Source organism: Luteimonas wenzhouensis (assembly GCF_007859305.1).
Lineage (GTDB): Bacteria > Pseudomonadota > Gammaproteobacteria > Xanthomonadales > Xanthomonadaceae > Luteimonas > Luteimonas wenzhouensis.
The window spans coordinates 500,465-516,275 of sequence record NZ_VOHE01000003.1; the positions used below are offsets into that span (position 1 = coordinate 500,465).

Consider the following 15,811-nt stretch of genomic DNA (forward strand, 5'->3'; position numbering starts at 1 on the left):
GGATCGTCGGCCGCTCCGCTCCGGGAGATCGTTCGTGGAACAATCGTGTGACATGGCGGGCAGGCAAAGGGGCATCCCGATGAGGCGGTTGTTTGCATCGGCCGGCATCGGCAACGCGGGCACCGAGGGTGCGTCGTTCGACCTGGCGGGCAAGCCGGTCGGGGAATGCGGCGCGCCTGGCGCGCTGGCCCCGATGCGTGCGTCGACGATGGCCGGTCGCCGCACGACCGGTCGATCCGGCTTCGTCTTCGCTGCGGCGATGGGGCTCGCGCTGGCCGCGTGTTCCGAGGGGGGCGCGCCGCGAACCGAAGGCGGCAGCGCCAGCTACACCATCGCGATGGTCACCCACGAGACGCCCGGCGATGTGTTCTGGGACAAGATCAGGGCCGGCGCCGAACAGGCGGCCAAGGACACCGGCACGGTGCTCAGGTACGCCAGCGACCCCAATGCCGGGGAGCAGGCGAAGCTGATCCGCAACGCCATCGACTCCAGGGTGGACGGCATCGCGACGACGATGGCCACTCCGGACGCCCTGCGTGGCGTGATGCGCGACGCCGTCGGTGCGGGCATTCCGCTGGTCGCCTTCAATGCCGGCATCGAACAGTACAGGGACGCGGGTGCCTTGATGTACTTCGGCTCGGACGAGACCCTGGCCGGGGTCGCCGCCGGCGAGCGGATCGCCGCCGACGGCGGCATCAATCCGCTTTGCGTGATCCAGCAGACCGGTTCGGTCGCGCTCGAGGCCCGCTGCGCAGGCGTGAAGTCGAAGGTGCCCGGCACGAGGAACATCCAGGTCAACGGCGCCAACAACGCCGAGGTGACCGCCACCCTGCAGGCGGCGCTGTCCACCGACCCCTCGATCGACTACGTCGTCACCCTCGGTGCGCAGCAGGCGCATGCCGCGATGATGTCGAAGGAGTGGGCCGGCAGCGATGCCAGGGTGATCACCTTCGACCTCGATCCCGATGTCGCCGAGCTGATCAGGGACGGCCGGATCGAGTTCTCGATCGACCAGCAGCCCTATGTCCAGGGCTACATGGCGGTGACCGCGCTCTACCTGAACCTCAGGAACGGCAACGACATCGGTGGTGGCCAGGCCGTCCTGACCGGTCCGTCCTTCGTCGATCGGGAGAATATCGACCGGATTCTCCCGTTCGCGCGGAACAACACTCGCTGAGTTCGCGGCGGGGCCGCCCTGGCGGCCTCTCTTGCTCATCCGGAGGAATCCATGTTGGACGCGGAATCGCGGAGCGGCCTTTCCAGGGTTTCGGGCACCGTCGCCGGCGCGCACGCCGATGACGCCCACCGGGTGCGGCTCGGCTGGTCCCACCGGCTGCTCGCCCGTCCCGAGGTCGGCGCCATCGTGGCGGCCGTCGCCATCCTCGTCTTCTTCCTCATCGTGGCGCCGGCGTTCCGCTCCGGGGCCTCGTTCGCCACCGTCCTCTACGCAGCCTCGACGATCGGCATCGTCTCGGTCGGGGTGGGGATGCTGATGATCGGCGGAGAGTTTGACCTGTCGGCTGGCGTCATGGTCTTCGCGGCCGTGTTGTTCAACTCGATGTTCTGCTACCAGCTCGGCATCAACCTCTGGGTCGGCGCAATACTGTCGCTGCTCTTCGCGCTGGCCATCGGGTTCCTGAACGGCTATCTGACGGTGCGGACCGGCATCCCGAGTTTCCTGATCACCCTCGGCTCGTTCTTTGTCCTGCAGGGTGCGAACCTGGGCTTGACCAAGCTGATCACCGGTGCGGTGATCTCGCCCAACATCAACCGGATGGACGGCTACCAGTCGCTCAAGGCGGTCTTCGCCCACCAGTTCCACCTGGGCGGCATGACCATCAACATCACGGTGCTGTGGTGGATCTTCTTCGTCGCGCTGTCTTCGTGGATCCTGCTGCGGACGCGGATCGGCAACTGGATCTATGCCGTCGGCGGCAGCGTCGCCAGTGCCCGTGCCGCCGGCGTCCCGGTGCTGCGGGTGAAGATCGGACTGTTCATGGGGGTCGCGTTCCTGGCCTGGTTCACCGGCATGCACCAGCTCTACATGTACGACACCGTGCAGGCCAACAACGGCGTCGGAGACGAATTCCTCTTCATCATCGCGGTGGTCGTGGGCGGAACGTTGATGACCGGCGGCTACGGCAACGCGGTCGGCGTGGCCATCGGCGCCTTCATCTTCGGGATGACCAGACAGTGCCTGGTCTACGCCGGTTGGGATCCGAACTGGTTCAAGGCCTTTCTCGGCGTCATGCTGCTGCTCGCCGTCATCGTGAACCTGTACGTCAAGAAGCTCTCGACCGTGCGGAAGGCGGGTTGACCCGATGGCCGCCACCGTGCACGAACGCGTGACTTTTCCCTCCGCCCCGGGCGTTCCTCTGATCCAGATGATCGACGTCGGGAAGTGCTACGGCGCCGTTCGCGCGCTGCGCGGGATCGACATGACGGTCCGGGCCGGCGAGGTCACCGGAGTCCTCGGAGACAACGGTGCCGGCAAGTCCACGCTGATCAAGATCATCGCCGGGCTGCACCAGCACAGCGAAGGCGTCATGAGGGTGGACGGGAGGAGGGTGAGGTTCCGCTCTCCGCGCGAGGCGCTCAAGCACGGCATCGCCACCGTGCACCAGGACCTCGCGATGGTCGGCCTGATGGAAGTCTGGCGCAACTTCTTCCTGGGTTCGGAGCTGACCGCAGGCAGGTTCCCGCTTGCGCCGCTGAAGTCCAGGCGGATGCGCGAGATCGCCGACGGCGAACTGCGCAAGATGGGGGTCGTGGTCAAGGACATCGACCAGCCGATCGGCGAGCTGTCCGGCGGCCAGCGGCAGTGCGTCGCGATCGCCCGCGCCGTGTACTTCGGGGCGCGCGTGCTCATCCTCGACGAACCGACCGCCGCGCTCGGCGTCAAGCAGTCGGGCGTGGTGCTGAAGTACATCGCCGCTGCCCGGAATGCAGGTCTCGGCGTCGTGTTCATTACCCACAATCCCCACCACGCCTACATGGTGGCCGACCACTTCATCGTCCTGAAGCTCGGCCGTGCCGTGCTGGACAAGGCGCGGGAGGACGTTCCACTGGACGAGCTGACCCGGATGATGGCCGGTGGCGACGAGCTCGCCGAGCTGTCGCACGAGCTGCGGCCCGGTCCCTGATCATGCTCGATCGGCAAGGGAACCGCATGACTTCAGCCTGACAACAATCTGACAGCCGTTGAAACGCGGCTGTCAGCGTCCGTCCCGCATCCTTGCGGGACAGTCGTCCAACCACGTCCACAGCACCGCATAGACTGGGTGAATCATGTCCAAGAATCCGCTTTCGCGCCTGACGGCCACAGCTGCCGCCCTGCTGGCCTGCAGCATCCCGTTCCATGCCGCGTACGCACAGCCGCAGCCGGCATCCGATCGTGAAGCGTCGTTCGTCATCTTCGGAGACCACGGCTTCATCCCTTCGTACGAGCAGTTCGATGACGACGAAGAGCCGATCCGTACGCTGGGGGAGTACCTTGCGGTGGAGGCCGAGGACTGGCTGGAGCGCAATCCATCGCTGGAAGGGTTCACCCCGACGCCGTGGACGTTCGAATCGTCGCTGGGCAGCTTCTACCAGGCCAGCGGCATGTATCCCGTCGCCTGGGCGATGGAAGGCTACTGCAAGTCATGGGGCTGCGATTTCGCGACCATGCTCGGCGACAACATCTATCCCGATGGCGCCACCCTGGGCGCCGACGGCATCTCGGACGAGCGGCGGTTCCGTGAAATGCTGGACCAGCCGCTGGGCAGGCTGGGCGAGGGCGTTGCCGATTTCACGATCTATTCGATGATGGGCAACCACGACTGGCGCGTATCGCGCGAGGCCACATTCGCCCAGGTGGAGTACCTGCAGCAGCACCCGAATTTCCACATGCCCGACCTGTTCTACCGCGTCGTGCCGCCGGGTTTCGAAGGCAGGCTGGAGCTGTTCGTGATCGACACCGAGATGCTGCTGGCCGGGACCACGGTGCACAAGGACCGGCTGGACGAGGAGGGCAGGGAACTGCGCACCGGCGAGATGGAGGAGTGGGACCCGCATATCCGCGCACAGACCGAAGCCGAGAAGAACATGGTCCCGTGGCTGGAAGAGGCCCTGGCCAGCTCCACTGCGAAGTGGAAGATCGTGCTGGGCCACCACGCGCTCTGGTCGGGAGGGGGAAGCAAGTACGAGAAGGCCAGGTCGCTGCGGGCGCTGTACATGCCGATCCTGTGCCGCCATGCCGACGCCTATTTCGCCGGCGACGACCACGTGCTGGAGGTCTACACCGACAGCTGCGCGGGCGTCGAGGGCGCCCGCCCGGGGCCGCTGCCGCTCTTCGTTTCTGGCGCCGCGTCCAAGTACCGGCCGCTGCACCCGAAGTTCATGGCGCAGCAGCTGGCGAACAACCCGCAGCTGCAAAGCCTCTGGTCGAAGGGCGCGACCTGGGGATTCATGCACGCGCGGACCGACGGGGATGACTTGGTGGTCCGGGTGTTGACGGCCCCCACCGACTTCTCGGGCGGTTCCGTGCTGGAGGCCGACTTCAGCTTCCGGAACCGGACGGGGGCGGACTGACAGCCCGAAGCACGGGATGCGAGCCGGGATCAGGTTGCATCGGCGGCCTTGTTCCGCGGCCCTTCGCGCAGGGCGCGGCCGACCATGGACACCAGCAGTTCGAGTTCGTCGGACGTGGTTTCGAAGCGCGGAGTGAAGCGCAGCGAGTTGGCGCCGCCGTGGATCACGCCAATGCCGTGCTCGCGCAGCCACTCCTCGGTCGAATCGGCGCCGTAGCACTTGAACTGCGGGGCGAGTTCGCAGGAAAACAGCAGGCCGGTGCCCTGGACCCCGGTGATCAGGCCGTCGAGCCCGGCTTGCAGCGCCTGCAGCCGCTCCACCGCCTCGCGCCCGCGCTCGCGGATGTTGGCGCGCAGCTCCGGGGTGAGCTGGTCGAGCACCGCGCAGGCCACGTCCAGGGCGCGCGGATTGGTGGTCATCGTGTTCCCGTATACGCCCGTGCGGTACAGGCCCGCGGCGCGCTCGGTCACCGCCAGCACCGACAGCGGATACTGGCCCGCGTTGAGCGCCTTGGAATAGGTTTCCATGTCGGGCGCCTCGATGCCCTCGAAGCCCGGGTAGTCGACGATCGACAGCACGCCGTGCGCGCGCAGGCCGGCCTGGATCGAATCGACCAGCAGCAGCGAGCCGTGCGCCCTGGTCAGCTCGCGCGCCGCGTCGTAGAACGCGCGCGGCAGGGCGCGACCGGGGTCGCCCTCGCCCATCACCGGCTCGAGGAACACCGCCTCGACGAACCAGCCGTTGGCCTCGGCGTCGGCGAACGCGCGGCGCAGCGCATCGACGTCGTAAGGCGTGATCGCGATGAGCGAATCCTCGCCGCGGAAGCTGGCCAGGTGCTGCAGGTAGGTCTTGCGGGTGGAATCGGAGTACAGCGCGGGCCGCTCGGTGCGGCCGTGGAAGCTGCCCTTGACCACGATCCGCTTGACCGTCGCGCCGGCGTGGCGCGCGCCCGGATCGGTCATCAGCCGGGTGTTGACGTCGGCGATGCGCGCCGCCAGGCCCACCGCCTCGGAGCCGGAGTTCAGGCACAGGAAGTGCGAGAACGGGCAACCGCCGATGCTGTGCCCGATCTCGCGGCGCATGGCGCGGTCGAAGCGCAGCTGCGACAGGCTCGGCGTCATCACGTTGGCCATCGCCTGCGGCCGGGCCATCGCTTCGAGCACGGCCGGCGGCGCGTGGCCGAGGCCGAGCATGCCGTAGCCGCCCGAGTCGTGGACCACCGCGCCCTTGAGGGTCACGATCCACGGTCCGCGCGCGGTCAGGGCCACGTACGGATTGACCGCGTCGGTCGCGTAGAAGTTGACGTAGCCGGCCTGCACTGCCTGGATCTGCGCCGGCTCGTCCAGTTCGAGCAGGTCGGCAAAGCCGTCGCGGATGCGCCGGTGCTCGGCCACGGCGGCATCGATCGCTTCGCGCAGCTCCGGGTGGCCCGCCGCCATGCGATCGATGGTGGCGTCGTCCAGGCCGGTGGTGCGGCGCTGGCCGCCGTGGGCGCGCAGGGGGGCGAGGGCATCGGTCACGGACATCGGCGTTCCTCCGGAAGTGGGGCCGCTGCCGCCGGTGGGCCGGCGTCGTCGGGCGGGAGGCCAGCAAGCGGCATTGGATTCCAATTATCGGGGGCCTGTTCGTCGCATGACAGGGCCGATCCGCGCAAAATTCAGTATGATTTCGGCATATCGACGAAAGTTCTGGACGATTCATGAAGATCACCCCGGCCGATCTGCAGCTGCTGTCGGCGCTGCGCGAGAACGCCCGTGCCTCGACTGCCGAGATCGCCCGCCGGCTGGGGCTGTCGCGCACCACGGTGCAGAGCCGGATCGACCGGCTCGAGCGCGATGGCGTGATCCGCGGCTACACCGTGCGCGTGAACGAGGACGTCGAGCGCAACCACATCCGCGCCCACATCCTGATTACCGTGCTGCCCAAGCAGATGCCGGCGGTGGTCCAGGCGCTGTACGCGATGCCTGAGGTGCGCAGCCTGCATTCGGTGAGCGGCGCGCACGACCTGGTGGCCATGGGCGTGGTGCCGACCGTGGGTGACATGGACGAGCTCACCGACCGCATTGGCGCGGTCGACGGCGTGGAGCGCACCACCTCCGCGGTGATCCTCTCCACCAAGTTCGAAAGGTAAGCGTCCTTCGCCGCAAGCGAAGGACACCACCGCCCCTCCCCCGCCCGCGGGGGAGGGTGGAACCGCTTGCGGAGCAAGCGGTGGGGTGGGGGCAGGCTCCGTGGCGAAGCTGGTCGGTGCTGTGCGTGCCCCCCTCCCGACCTCCCCCCGCAAGCGGGGGGAGGAGCGGATGGCGCGTCGCATGTGCCCCTCCCCCGCCCGCGGGGGAGGGGGGAACCGCTTGCGAAGCAAGCGGTGGGGTGGGGGCAGGCTCCCTGACGAAGATGGTCGGTGCTGCGCATGCCCCCCCTCCCGGCCTCCCCGCAAGCGGAGGGAGGAGCGGATGGCGCGCGGTCGGGGCGGGTCCCCTGCGGGCAAGCGGTGCTGTCTGGGGGGCGTCGGAAAGTCGAGGCGGATTTGCGGCCGCGGGTGCCCCGTCGCCCCTCCCCCCGCTTGCGGGGGGAGGCTGGGAGGGGGGCCGGCGAACGGCCGCCGCCCTACAATTCCCCGATGAAGAAGTCCGACTTCCACTACGAACTGCCGCCGGAGCTGATCGCGCAGGAGCCGCTGCCCGAGCGCTCTGGCAGCCGGATGCTGGTGCTTCCGCCCGGCCAGGCGCCGCCGGTGGATGCGCGCATTCGCCAGCTGGGCGACTGGCTGCGGCCGGGCGACCTGCTGGTGTTCAACGACACCCGCGTGATCCCGGCGCGGCTGTTCGGGCAGAAGGACACCGGCGGGCGGGTCGAGATCCTGGTCGAGCGACTGCTGCCCGGCAACCGCGCACGTGTCCAGCTGGGCGTGAGCAAGCCGCCGAAGCCAGGCGCGCGCATCGCGCTCGACGCCGGGGGCGCCGCGGTGGTGATCGCGCGCGAGGGCGGCTTCTACGACCTCCGGTTCGAAGTCGACGACGCGCTCGAGTCCTGGCTGTTCAAGGCCGGGCGACTGCCGCTGCCGCCCTACATCCGGCGCGAGCCGGGGCGCGACGACATCGAGCGCTACCAGACCGTGTTCGCGCGCGAGGCCGGCGCGGTCGCCGCGCCCACCGCCGGGCTGCATTTCGACGATGCGCTGCTGGACGCGCTGCGCGCGCGCGGCGTGGACTTCGGCCACGTCACCCTGCACGTGGGCGCGGGGACCTTCCAGCCGGTGCGTAGCGACGACCTGCGCCAGCACGCCATGCACAGCGAGTGGATCAACGTCGGCCCGGCGCTGGTCGCGCAGGTGCGGCGCGTGCGCGAGGCCGGCGGCCGCGTGGTGGCGGTCGGGACCACCGTGGTGCGCGCGCTGGAAAGTGCGAGCGCCGGCGGCGAGCTGCGGCCGCATTCGGGCGAGACCTCGATCTTCATCTTCCCCGGCTACCGGATCCGCAGCGTCGATGCACTGCTGACCAACTTCCACCTGCCCGAATCGACCCTGCTGATGCTGGTGTCCGCCTTCGCCGGGCGCGAGCGCATCCTGGCCGCGTACACGCACGCGGTGCGCGAGCGCTACCGGTTCTTTTCCTACGGCGACGCGATGCTGCTGCTGGGCGAGGCCTTCGCCTGAGCCGGCGGGACCGGGCGTTCCAGCCGCGTGGGGTGCCGTGCGGAAAGCGGATGAGTACAATTCTCATTTCCGGCCCGCCCCGGCCGCCCCCACGCCAGGAGTGACACCATGCAACCATTCCGTGCCGTCCGCGCGGCCGTGACCGCCACCTTGCTGCTGCTGCTCGCGGCCTGCGGAGGCCAGGGCACCCCGGACGCCGCCGCGCAGGGCACGGGCGCCGCCCCGGCCGACGCCGGCGAGGTCAACCTCTACACCACGCGCGAGCCCGGCCTGATCCAGCCCCTGCTCGATGCCTTCACCGCGTCCACCGGGATCCGCGTCAACACCGTGTTCGTGCGCGATGGCCTGCTCGAGCGGGTGCGCGCCGAGGGCGAGCGCTCGCCGGCGGACGTGCTGATGACGGTGGACACCGGCAACCTGCTCGACCTGGTGGACGACGGCCGCACCCAGCCGGTGGAGTCTGCGGTGCTGGCCGAGGCGATCCCGGCGCACCTGCGCGGCGCGGACGGGCACTGGTTCGCGCTGTCGCTGCGCGACCGCATCCTCTACGCGGCCAGGGACCTGGAGCTGGACACCTTCACCTACGAGGAACTGGCCGACCCGAAGTGGAGGGGCCGGGTGTGCATCCGCTCCGGCCAGCATCCCTACAACACCAGCCTGATCGCGGCGATGATTGCCCACGCCGGCGCGGAGAAGACCGAACAGTGGTTGCGCGGCGTCAAGGCCAACCTGGCGCGCAAGGCCGCCGGCGGCGACCGCGACGTGGCCCGCGACATCCTCGCCGGCATCTGCGACATCGGCATCGCCAACGCCTACTACGTGGGGCGGATGAAGAACGCCGAGCCCGGCAGCGAGCAGCACCAGTGGGGCGAGGCGATCCGGGTGGTCCGCCCGACCTTCGCCAGCGCCGCGGACGGCGGCACCCACGTCAACATCAGCGGCGCCGCGGTCGCCAGGCACGCGCCCAACCGCGACAACGCGGTGAAGCTGCTCGAATACCTGGTCTCGGACGAGGCGCAGAGCCTGTACGCGCGCGCCAACTACGAGTACCCGGTGAAGGCCGGGGTCGAACTCGACCCGGTGGTCGCCAGCTTCGGCGCGATGAAGGTGGACGCGCTGCCGCTGACCGAGGTCGCCAGGCACCGCCGCCAGGCCAGCGAGCTGGTGGACAAGGTGGGCTTCGACCACTGACGCCATGGCGGCCGGCACGCGCCGGCCGCGGATCCCGCCGCCGACATGAACGCGATCGCCACCGCCATCGTGCCCGCGCCCGCAGGCGCGGCCCGGTCGCGCCCGGACGGCTGGCTGCTGGCCGCGCTGCTGGTCGCGGCGCTGGTGGTGCTGCCGCTGCTGGCGCTGGCCTGGACCGCGGCCCAGGGCAGCGACGGGCTGTGGTCGCACATCGCGGCCAACGTGCTGCCGCGCGCGGCCTGGAACACGGCCCTGCTGCTGCTGGGCGTGGGCGCGCTGGTGGTGTCGATCGGCACCGGGGCCGCCTGGCTGGTGACCGCCTACGAGTTCCCGGGCCGGGCCACGATGGCCTGGGCGCTGCTGCTGCCGCTGGCGGTGCCCACCTACATCGTCGCCTACGCCTACCTCGACCTGCTGCATCCGCTGGGGCCGGTGCAGGGCGCGGTGCGCGCGCTGCTGGGCTACGACAGCCCCCGCGACTTCCGGTTGCCCGACATCCGCGGCCTGGCCGGCTGCATCGTGCTGCTGGGCTTCGTGCTGTACCCGTACGTGTACATGACCACGCGGGCGATGTTCATGACCCAGGCCGCCAGCCTGCTGGAGGCCGCGCGCACCCTGGGCGCGGGCCGCGCGGCGCTGTTCTTCCGGGTGGCGCTGCCGCTGGCGCGGCCGGCGATCGCGGTGGGCGCGGCGCTGGCGCTGCTGGAAACGCTCAACGACATCGGCGCCTCGGAGTTCCTTGGCGTGCAGACGCTCACGGTCTCGGTCTACACCACGTGGATCACCCGCAGCGACCTGCCCGGGGCGGCCCAGATCGCGCTGGCGATGCTGCTGCTGGTGGTGGGCCTGATCGCGCTGGAACGTCATGGCCGCAAGCGCCAGCGCTACGCCAGCACGCTGCGGCCGCGGCCGATGCAGCGCCAGCGCCTGCGCGGCGCGGCGGCGTGGCTGGCGCTGGGCCTGGCGGCGCTGCCGGTGCTGGTCGGCTTCGTGGCGCCGAGCGCCTACCTGGTGGCCGAGACCTGGCAGCGGCTGGGGCAGGGTGCCGGGGTGGCACCGGCGTTGTGGACCAGCGCGTGGAACACGCTGCGGGTGGCGGCGCTGGCGACCGTGGCCACGGTCCTCGCCGGGCTGGTGCTGGCCTGGGCGCTGCGGCTGGCGCAGGCCCGCCGGCGCACGCGCCTGGCCGCGACCGCGCTGCGCCTGGGCAGCCTGGGCTACGCGGTCCCGGGCACGGTGCTGGCAATCGGCCTGCTGGCGCCGCTGGCCTGGTTCGACAACGGCGCCAACCTGGTGCTGGGCAGCCTGGGCCTGGAGCCACGGATGCTGCTGATGGGGTCGTCCTGGGCGCTGGTGCTGGCCTACGTGCTGCGCTTCGCGATCATCGCCGCGGGCGGCACCGAGGCCGGGCTGGCGCGGATCCCGCCATCGCTCGACCAGGCCGCGCGCGGTCTGGGCGACAGTCCCGGGACGATGCTGTGGCGGGTGCACCTGCCGCTGCTGCGGCCGGCGCTGGCGGCGGCGGCGCTGCTGGTGTTCGTCGATGCGATGAAGGAGCTGCCCGCGACCCTGCTGCTGCGGCCGCTCAACTTCGAAACCCTGGCGACCTGGCTGTACGCAGACGCCGCGCGCGGGGCCTACGAGGACGGCGCGGTGGCGGCGCTGCTGATCGTGCTGGCCGGCCTGCTGCCGGTGATCCTGCTGGCGCGCACCGGGCTGGCCTGGGGGCGCGAGGGGGCGGGGCGATGAGCGCGGACGCGACGGTGCCGATGCTCGCGGTGCGCGGGATCCGCGTCGCCTATCCGGGGCCGGCGGGTCCGCGGGTGGTGGTGGACGGGCTGTCGCTGGCGCTGGCCCACGGCGAGATCGGCTGCCTGCTCGGTCCCTCGGGCTGCGGCAAGACCACGGTGCTGCGCGCGATCGCCGGGTTCGAGCCGTTGCAGGCCGGCAGCATCCTGCTCGACGGCCGGCCGCTGTCCAGCGCCGGGCGGACGGTGCCGCCGGAGCTGCGCGGGATCGGGATGATGTTCCAGGACTACGCGTTGTTTCCGCACCTGGACGTGGCGGCCAACGTCGGCTTCGGTTTGTCGCGGCGGCCGCGGCGCGAGCGCGAGGCGCGGGTGGCCGAGGTGCTGCAGCTGGTCGGGCTGCCCGACCGCGCCGACGCCTGGCCGCACGAACTGTCCGGCGGCCAGCAGCAGCGGGTGGCGCTGGCGCGCGCGCTGGCGCCGTCGCCGTCGCTGCTGCTGCTCGACGAGCCGTTCTCCAACCTCGACAACGATACCCGCGAGCACCTGGCGGCCGAGCTGCGCTCGATCCTGCGCCGCACCGGCACCACCGCGCTGCTGGTCACCCACGACCAGGCCGAGGCGTTCGCCATGGCCGACGCGATCGGGGTGATGGACCAGGGCCGGATCCTGCAGTGGGCGGACGCGCCGACCCTGTACGCGCACCCGCGCGATCCGTTCGTGGCCGGGTTCATCGGCCGCGGCTGCGTGCTGCCGGCCGAGGCGCTGGGGCTGGACTGCGGCGGGCGCGTGCTGCTGCGGCCCGACCGCCTGCTGCCCGACCCCGAGGGCCGCATCCGTGCCGAAGTGGTGGCGGTCTCGTTCCGCGGTCCCGGCCGGGTGGCGCTGCTGCGCCTGGCGGGCGGCCAGGTGGTCGAGGCCGACCTGCCCGCGGGCCTGGAACAGCCGCCGGGTTCGACCCTGGCGCTGCGCCTGGCCGAGGACGGGCTGGTCCGGTTCCCGTAGCCTGTCGCGTCCCGCCCCGGTCCCGCCGCCCATGCCCCGCATGCAGTTCGAACTCCTCGCCACCGACGGCGCCGCGCGCCGCGGGCGCCTGTCATTCCCGCGCGGGACGGTGGAGACCCCGGCGTTCATGCCGGTGGGCACCTACGGCACGGTGAAGGGGATGCTGCCGGAGCAGGTCCGGGCGACCGGCGCGCAGATCATCCTCGGCAACACCTTCCACCTGTTCCTGCGCCCTGGCCTCGAGGTGATCGAGGCCCACGGCGGCCTGCACGGCTTCGCGCGCTGGGACGGGCCGATCCTCACCGACTCGGGCGGCTTCCAGGTGTTCTCGCTGGCGCACCGGCGCAGGATCACCGAGGCCGGCGTGACCTTCGCCGCGCCCACCGACGGCTCGAAGGTGTTCCTCGGGCCCGAGGAGTCGATGCACATCCAGAAGGTCCTGGGCAGCGACATCGTCATGATCTTCGACGAGTGCCCGCCGGTGCAGGTCGGGGGCAAGCCGGTCGACAGGCGCGTGGTCGAGCGTTCGATGGAACTGTCGCTGCGCTGGGCGGAGCGCTCGAAGCGCGCGCACGCGGGCAGCGACGCGGCCCTGTTCGGCATCGTCCAGGGCGGCGTGCACCACGACCTGCGCACGCGCTCGGCCGAGGGGCTGAAGGCGATCGGCTTCGATGGCTATGCCATCGGCGGCCTGGCCGTGGGCGAGACCGAGGACGAGCGCAACGCGATGCTCGACCACACCTGCCCGCAGCTGCCTGGCGACCGGCCGCGCTACCTGATGGGCGTGGGGCGGCCCGAGGACCTGGTCGAGGCGGTGGCCCGCGGCGTGGACATGTTCGACTGCGTGATGCCCACCCGCAACGGGCGCAACGGCCACTACTTCACCTCCACCGGCGTGGTCCGGGTGCGCAACGCGAAGTACGAGAGGGACCTGCGCCCGATCGAGGAGGGCTGCGGCTGCCCGGCCTGCGCCGGCGGCTACAGCCGTGCCTACCTGCGCCACCTGGATCGCTGCAACGAGATGCTCGGCCCGATCCTGGGCACCCTGCACAACCTCTGGTACTACCAGGCGCTGATGGCCCGGATGCGCGAGGCGATCGCCGCGGGAACCTTCGCCGCCTTCCGCGAGTCCTTCCACGCGGCCCGGCGTGCGGCCCGGGCGTCGGGCGGGGACTGACCCCCGCGCGGGGGCGGGCGGGGCCTCCGGGGCGCCCGCCGGGTGGCCGGCCCGGCACCGTGGCATAATTCCCGGCTGTTTTCGCCAATGGACCCGATCCGATGAACCTGCTCGACCTGCTGATCGCCCCGGCCCATGCCCAGGCCGCCGGCGCCGCCCCCCAGGGAGGCGGGCTGGGCGTCCTGCTGATGCCCATCGCGCTGATCGCGATCATGTACTTCCTGATGATCCGGCCGCAGATGAAGAAGCAGAAGGAGCATCGGGCGATGCTCGAGAAGCTGGCGGTGGGCGACGAGGTCATCACCAGCGGCGGCATCGGCGGCGTGGTGCGGTCGCTCGGCGAGAGCTTCGTGACCGTGGAGATCGCCGACCGGGTGGAGATCCGCGTGCAGAAGGGCGCGATCGTCCACGTCCTGCCCAAGGGCACGCTCAAGGCGGCCTGATCCCTGCGGACGCGGCGCGCCGCCGGCTCCGCCGGCGACGCACCCCGAACGCGCACACTCGTCCCGCCCCCCGGGCGGGCACGGAGCGGGGCCGCGAGGCCCGCGCCCGATTCCGCAGACGAATCCCGCAATGCTTGAATTTCCCCGCTGGAAGTACGCCGTCATCCTGATCGTGGTCGTGCTGAGCGTCCTGTACGCCTCGCCGAACCTGTTCCAGAAGGATCCCGCGGTGCAGGTCACGAAGAACCGCGCCGGGGCGGTGGTCGACGAGGCGCTGGCCGAGCGCGTGCGCTCGATCCTCGGGGAGGCGGGGGTTGAAGGGGCGCGGGTGGCGCTGGAAGGCGACCAGGTGCTGGTCCGCCTGCCCGACGCCGGCACCCAGACCCGGGCCGCCGATGCGCTGCGCCCGGCGCTGGGCGAGGACTACACCGCCGCGCTGAACCTGGTGCCGACCACGCCGGCCTGGCTGGAGGCGCTGGGCGCGCGGCCGATGTCGCTGGGCCTGGACCTGCAGGGTGGCGTCCACTTCATGATGCAGGTCGACCAGCAGGCGGCGCTCGAGAAGCGGCTGGACTCCTACGCCGACGCGATCCGCGCCGCGCTGCGCGAGGCGCGCATCGGCTATACCGGCGCCGAGCGGCGCGCCGACGCGACCGTGGCCGTCACGCTCGCCAATGCGGGGGACGCGGCGCGCGCGCGGTCGGAGATCCAGCAGGCGCTGGCGGGCCTGCGCGCGCCCACGGCCCTCGGCGGCGGCCCCACGGTCGAGGTCGACGGCAACCGGATCACCGTGCGCCTGCCCGAGGCCGAGCTCAACCGCATCGCCACCGAGGCGATCGAGCAGAACCGCAACGTCATCTCCAACCGCATCAACGCCATCGGCGTGGCCGAGCCGGTGCTGCAGCGCCAGGGCGAGGACCGCCTGGTGATCCAGCTGCCGGGCCTGCAGGACACCGCCGAGGCCAAGCGCCTGATCGGCGCCACCGCGACCCTGGAGTTCCGCGCCGTCACCGGCGACGAGGCCCAGGCCGCGGCCGCGCTGGCCGACAACAGCATCCCCGCCGGCTCGCGGATCTACTACGACGATGCCGGCCGCCCGCTGCTGCTCTCGCGCCGCCTGCTGGTCTCGGGCGACGAACTGGTCAACGCGCAGCCGACCACCGACCCGCAGACCGGCCTGCCGGCGGTGTCGATCACGCTCAACAGCGCGGCCGGCAAGCGCATGTTCGACCACACCCTGGAAAACGTCGGCAACCGCCTGGGCATCGTCTACGTCGAGCGCATCCCGACGGTGACGATGGTCAACGGCGAGGAAGTGCGCTCGTCGCGAACGGTCGAGCGCGTGATCAGCTCCTCGACCATCCGCGGCGTGTTCGGCAAGGACTTCCAGACCACCGGCCTGAGCCGCGAGGAAGCGACCGCGCTGGCCAAGCAGCTCAAGGCGGGCGCGCTGGCCGCGCCGATGGACTTCGTCGAGGAAAGCGTGATCGGCCCGACCCTGGGCGCGCAGAACGTGGCCCGCGGCACCAAGGCGGTGGTGTACGCGTTCCTGTTCACGCTGGCGTTCTTCGCCATCTACTACCGCATGTTCGGCCTGATCACCTGCGTGGCGCTGCTGCTGAACCTGCTGATGGTGGTGGCGGTGATGAGCCTGTTCGGGGCGACGATGACCCTGCCGGGCTTCGCCGGCCTGGCGCTGTCGATCGGCATGTCCGTGGACGCGAACGTGCTGATCAACGAGCGCATCCGCGAGGAACTGCGCGCGGGGATGCCGCCGCGCACCGCGATCGCGACCGGCTACGACAAGGCGTCGGGCACGATCTTCGACTCCAACATGACCGCGCTGCTGGCCGGCATCGCGCTGTACGCGTTCGGCACCGGCCCGCTGCGCGGCTTCGCCGTGACCATGGTCATCGGCATCCTCACCTCGGTGTTCACCGCGGTCACCGTCTCGCGCGGCATCGCCACCCTGATCTACGGCGGCAGGCGCAAGCTCAAGTCGCTCGCCATCTGACCGCCG

The 15,811-nt window shown here is 70.9% G+C and carries 13 protein-coding genes; 12 read left to right on the forward strand and 1 reads right to left on the reverse strand.

The window, feature by feature from the left end; translation table 11 throughout:
* Positions 1-79 precede the first annotated feature (79 nt).
* The 4 genes from FQY79_RS08625 to FQY79_RS08640 all read left to right on the forward strand — a co-directional run bounded on the left by FQY79_RS08625 (position 80) and on the right by FQY79_RS08640 (position 4,572).
* Positions 80-1,177 carry a substrate-binding domain-containing protein gene (locus tag FQY79_RS08625; protein ID WP_222434263.1) on the forward strand — a complete coding sequence of 366 codons (1,098 nt, stop codon included), beginning with the start codon at positions 80-82 and terminating at the stop codon, positions 1,175-1,177.
* Between the two features lie 51 nt (positions 1,178-1,228).
* The gene (locus FQY79_RS08630; RefSeq protein WP_146312483.1) at positions 1,229-2,317 is read left to right on the forward strand and encodes an ABC transporter permease; all 1,089 of its coding nucleotides are present in this window, start codon (positions 1,229-1,231) and stop codon (positions 2,315-2,317) included.
* A gap of 67 nt (positions 2,318-2,384) precedes the next feature.
* A complete protein-coding gene (locus FQY79_RS08635) occupies positions 2,385-3,143 on the forward strand; it encodes an ATP-binding cassette domain-containing protein (RefSeq protein ID WP_222434264.1) in 759 nt (252 codons plus the stop codon).
* A gap of 145 nt (positions 3,144-3,288) precedes the next feature.
* Positions 3,289-4,572 carry a metallophosphoesterase gene (locus FQY79_RS08640; RefSeq protein ID WP_146312485.1) on the forward strand — a complete coding sequence of 428 codons (1,284 nt, stop codon included), beginning with the start codon at positions 3,289-3,291 and terminating at the stop codon, positions 4,570-4,572.
* Between the two features lie 29 nt (positions 4,573-4,601).
* On the opposite strand, the gene FQY79_RS08645 is transcribed toward FQY79_RS08640, so the two are convergent.
* Entirely contained in the window at positions 4,602-6,098 is a 1,497-nt protein-coding gene (locus tag FQY79_RS08645) for an aminotransferase class III-fold pyridoxal phosphate-dependent enzyme (RefSeq protein WP_146312486.1), read from the reverse strand.
* Positions 6,099-6,271: 173 nt separating this feature from the next.
* Here FQY79_RS08645 and FQY79_RS08650 point away from each other — a divergent pair, with 173 nt between their 5' ends.
* From FQY79_RS08650 to secD, 8 genes are all read left to right on the forward strand, one after another.
* A complete protein-coding gene (locus FQY79_RS08650) occupies positions 6,272-6,703 on the forward strand; it encodes an Lrp/AsnC family transcriptional regulator (RefSeq protein WP_146312487.1) in 432 nt (143 codons plus the stop codon).
* 489 nt (positions 6,704-7,192) lie between these two features.
* Positions 7,193-8,227: a tRNA preQ1(34) S-adenosylmethionine ribosyltransferase-isomerase QueA gene (queA, locus tag FQY79_RS08655; RefSeq protein ID WP_146312488.1), complete on the forward strand. Its 1,035-nt coding sequence runs from the start codon at positions 7,193-7,195 to the stop codon at positions 8,225-8,227.
* A 108-nt stretch (positions 8,228-8,335) separates the two neighbouring features.
* Positions 8,336-9,418 (forward strand): Fe(3+) ABC transporter substrate-binding protein, encoded by a 1,083-nt coding sequence (locus tag FQY79_RS08660; protein ID WP_146312489.1) that lies wholly within the window; start codon positions 8,336-8,338, stop codon positions 9,416-9,418.
* 45 nt (positions 9,419-9,463) lie between these two features.
* Positions 9,464-11,167, forward strand: a complete 1,704-nt coding sequence (locus tag FQY79_RS08665; RefSeq protein ID WP_146312490.1) for an ABC transporter permease — start codon at positions 9,464-9,466, stop codon at positions 11,165-11,167.
* Positions 11,164-12,171 carry an ABC transporter ATP-binding protein gene (locus FQY79_RS08670; protein WP_222434265.1) on the forward strand — a complete coding sequence of 336 codons (1,008 nt, stop codon included), beginning with the start codon at positions 11,164-11,166 and terminating at the stop codon, positions 12,169-12,171. Before FQY79_RS08665 ends, FQY79_RS08670 begins: the two co-directional genes overlap by 4 nt.
* A 31-nt stretch (positions 12,172-12,202) precedes the next feature.
* Positions 12,203-13,348, forward strand: coding sequence for a tRNA guanosine(34) transglycosylase Tgt (gene tgt, locus FQY79_RS08675; protein ID WP_146312491.1), 1,146 nt, complete (start codon positions 12,203-12,205; stop codon positions 13,346-13,348).
* A gap of 101 nt (positions 13,349-13,449) precedes the next feature.
* Entirely contained in the window at positions 13,450-13,791 is a 342-nt protein-coding gene (yajC, locus tag FQY79_RS08680) for a preprotein translocase subunit YajC (protein ID WP_146312492.1), read from the forward strand.
* 130 nt (positions 13,792-13,921) lie between these two features.
* Complete coding sequence (gene secD, locus FQY79_RS08685) at positions 13,922-15,805, forward strand: protein translocase subunit SecD (protein ID WP_146312493.1); 1,884 nt, start codon at positions 13,922-13,924, stop codon at positions 15,803-15,805.
* The last annotated feature ends 6 nt before the right edge of the window (positions 15,806-15,811 follow it).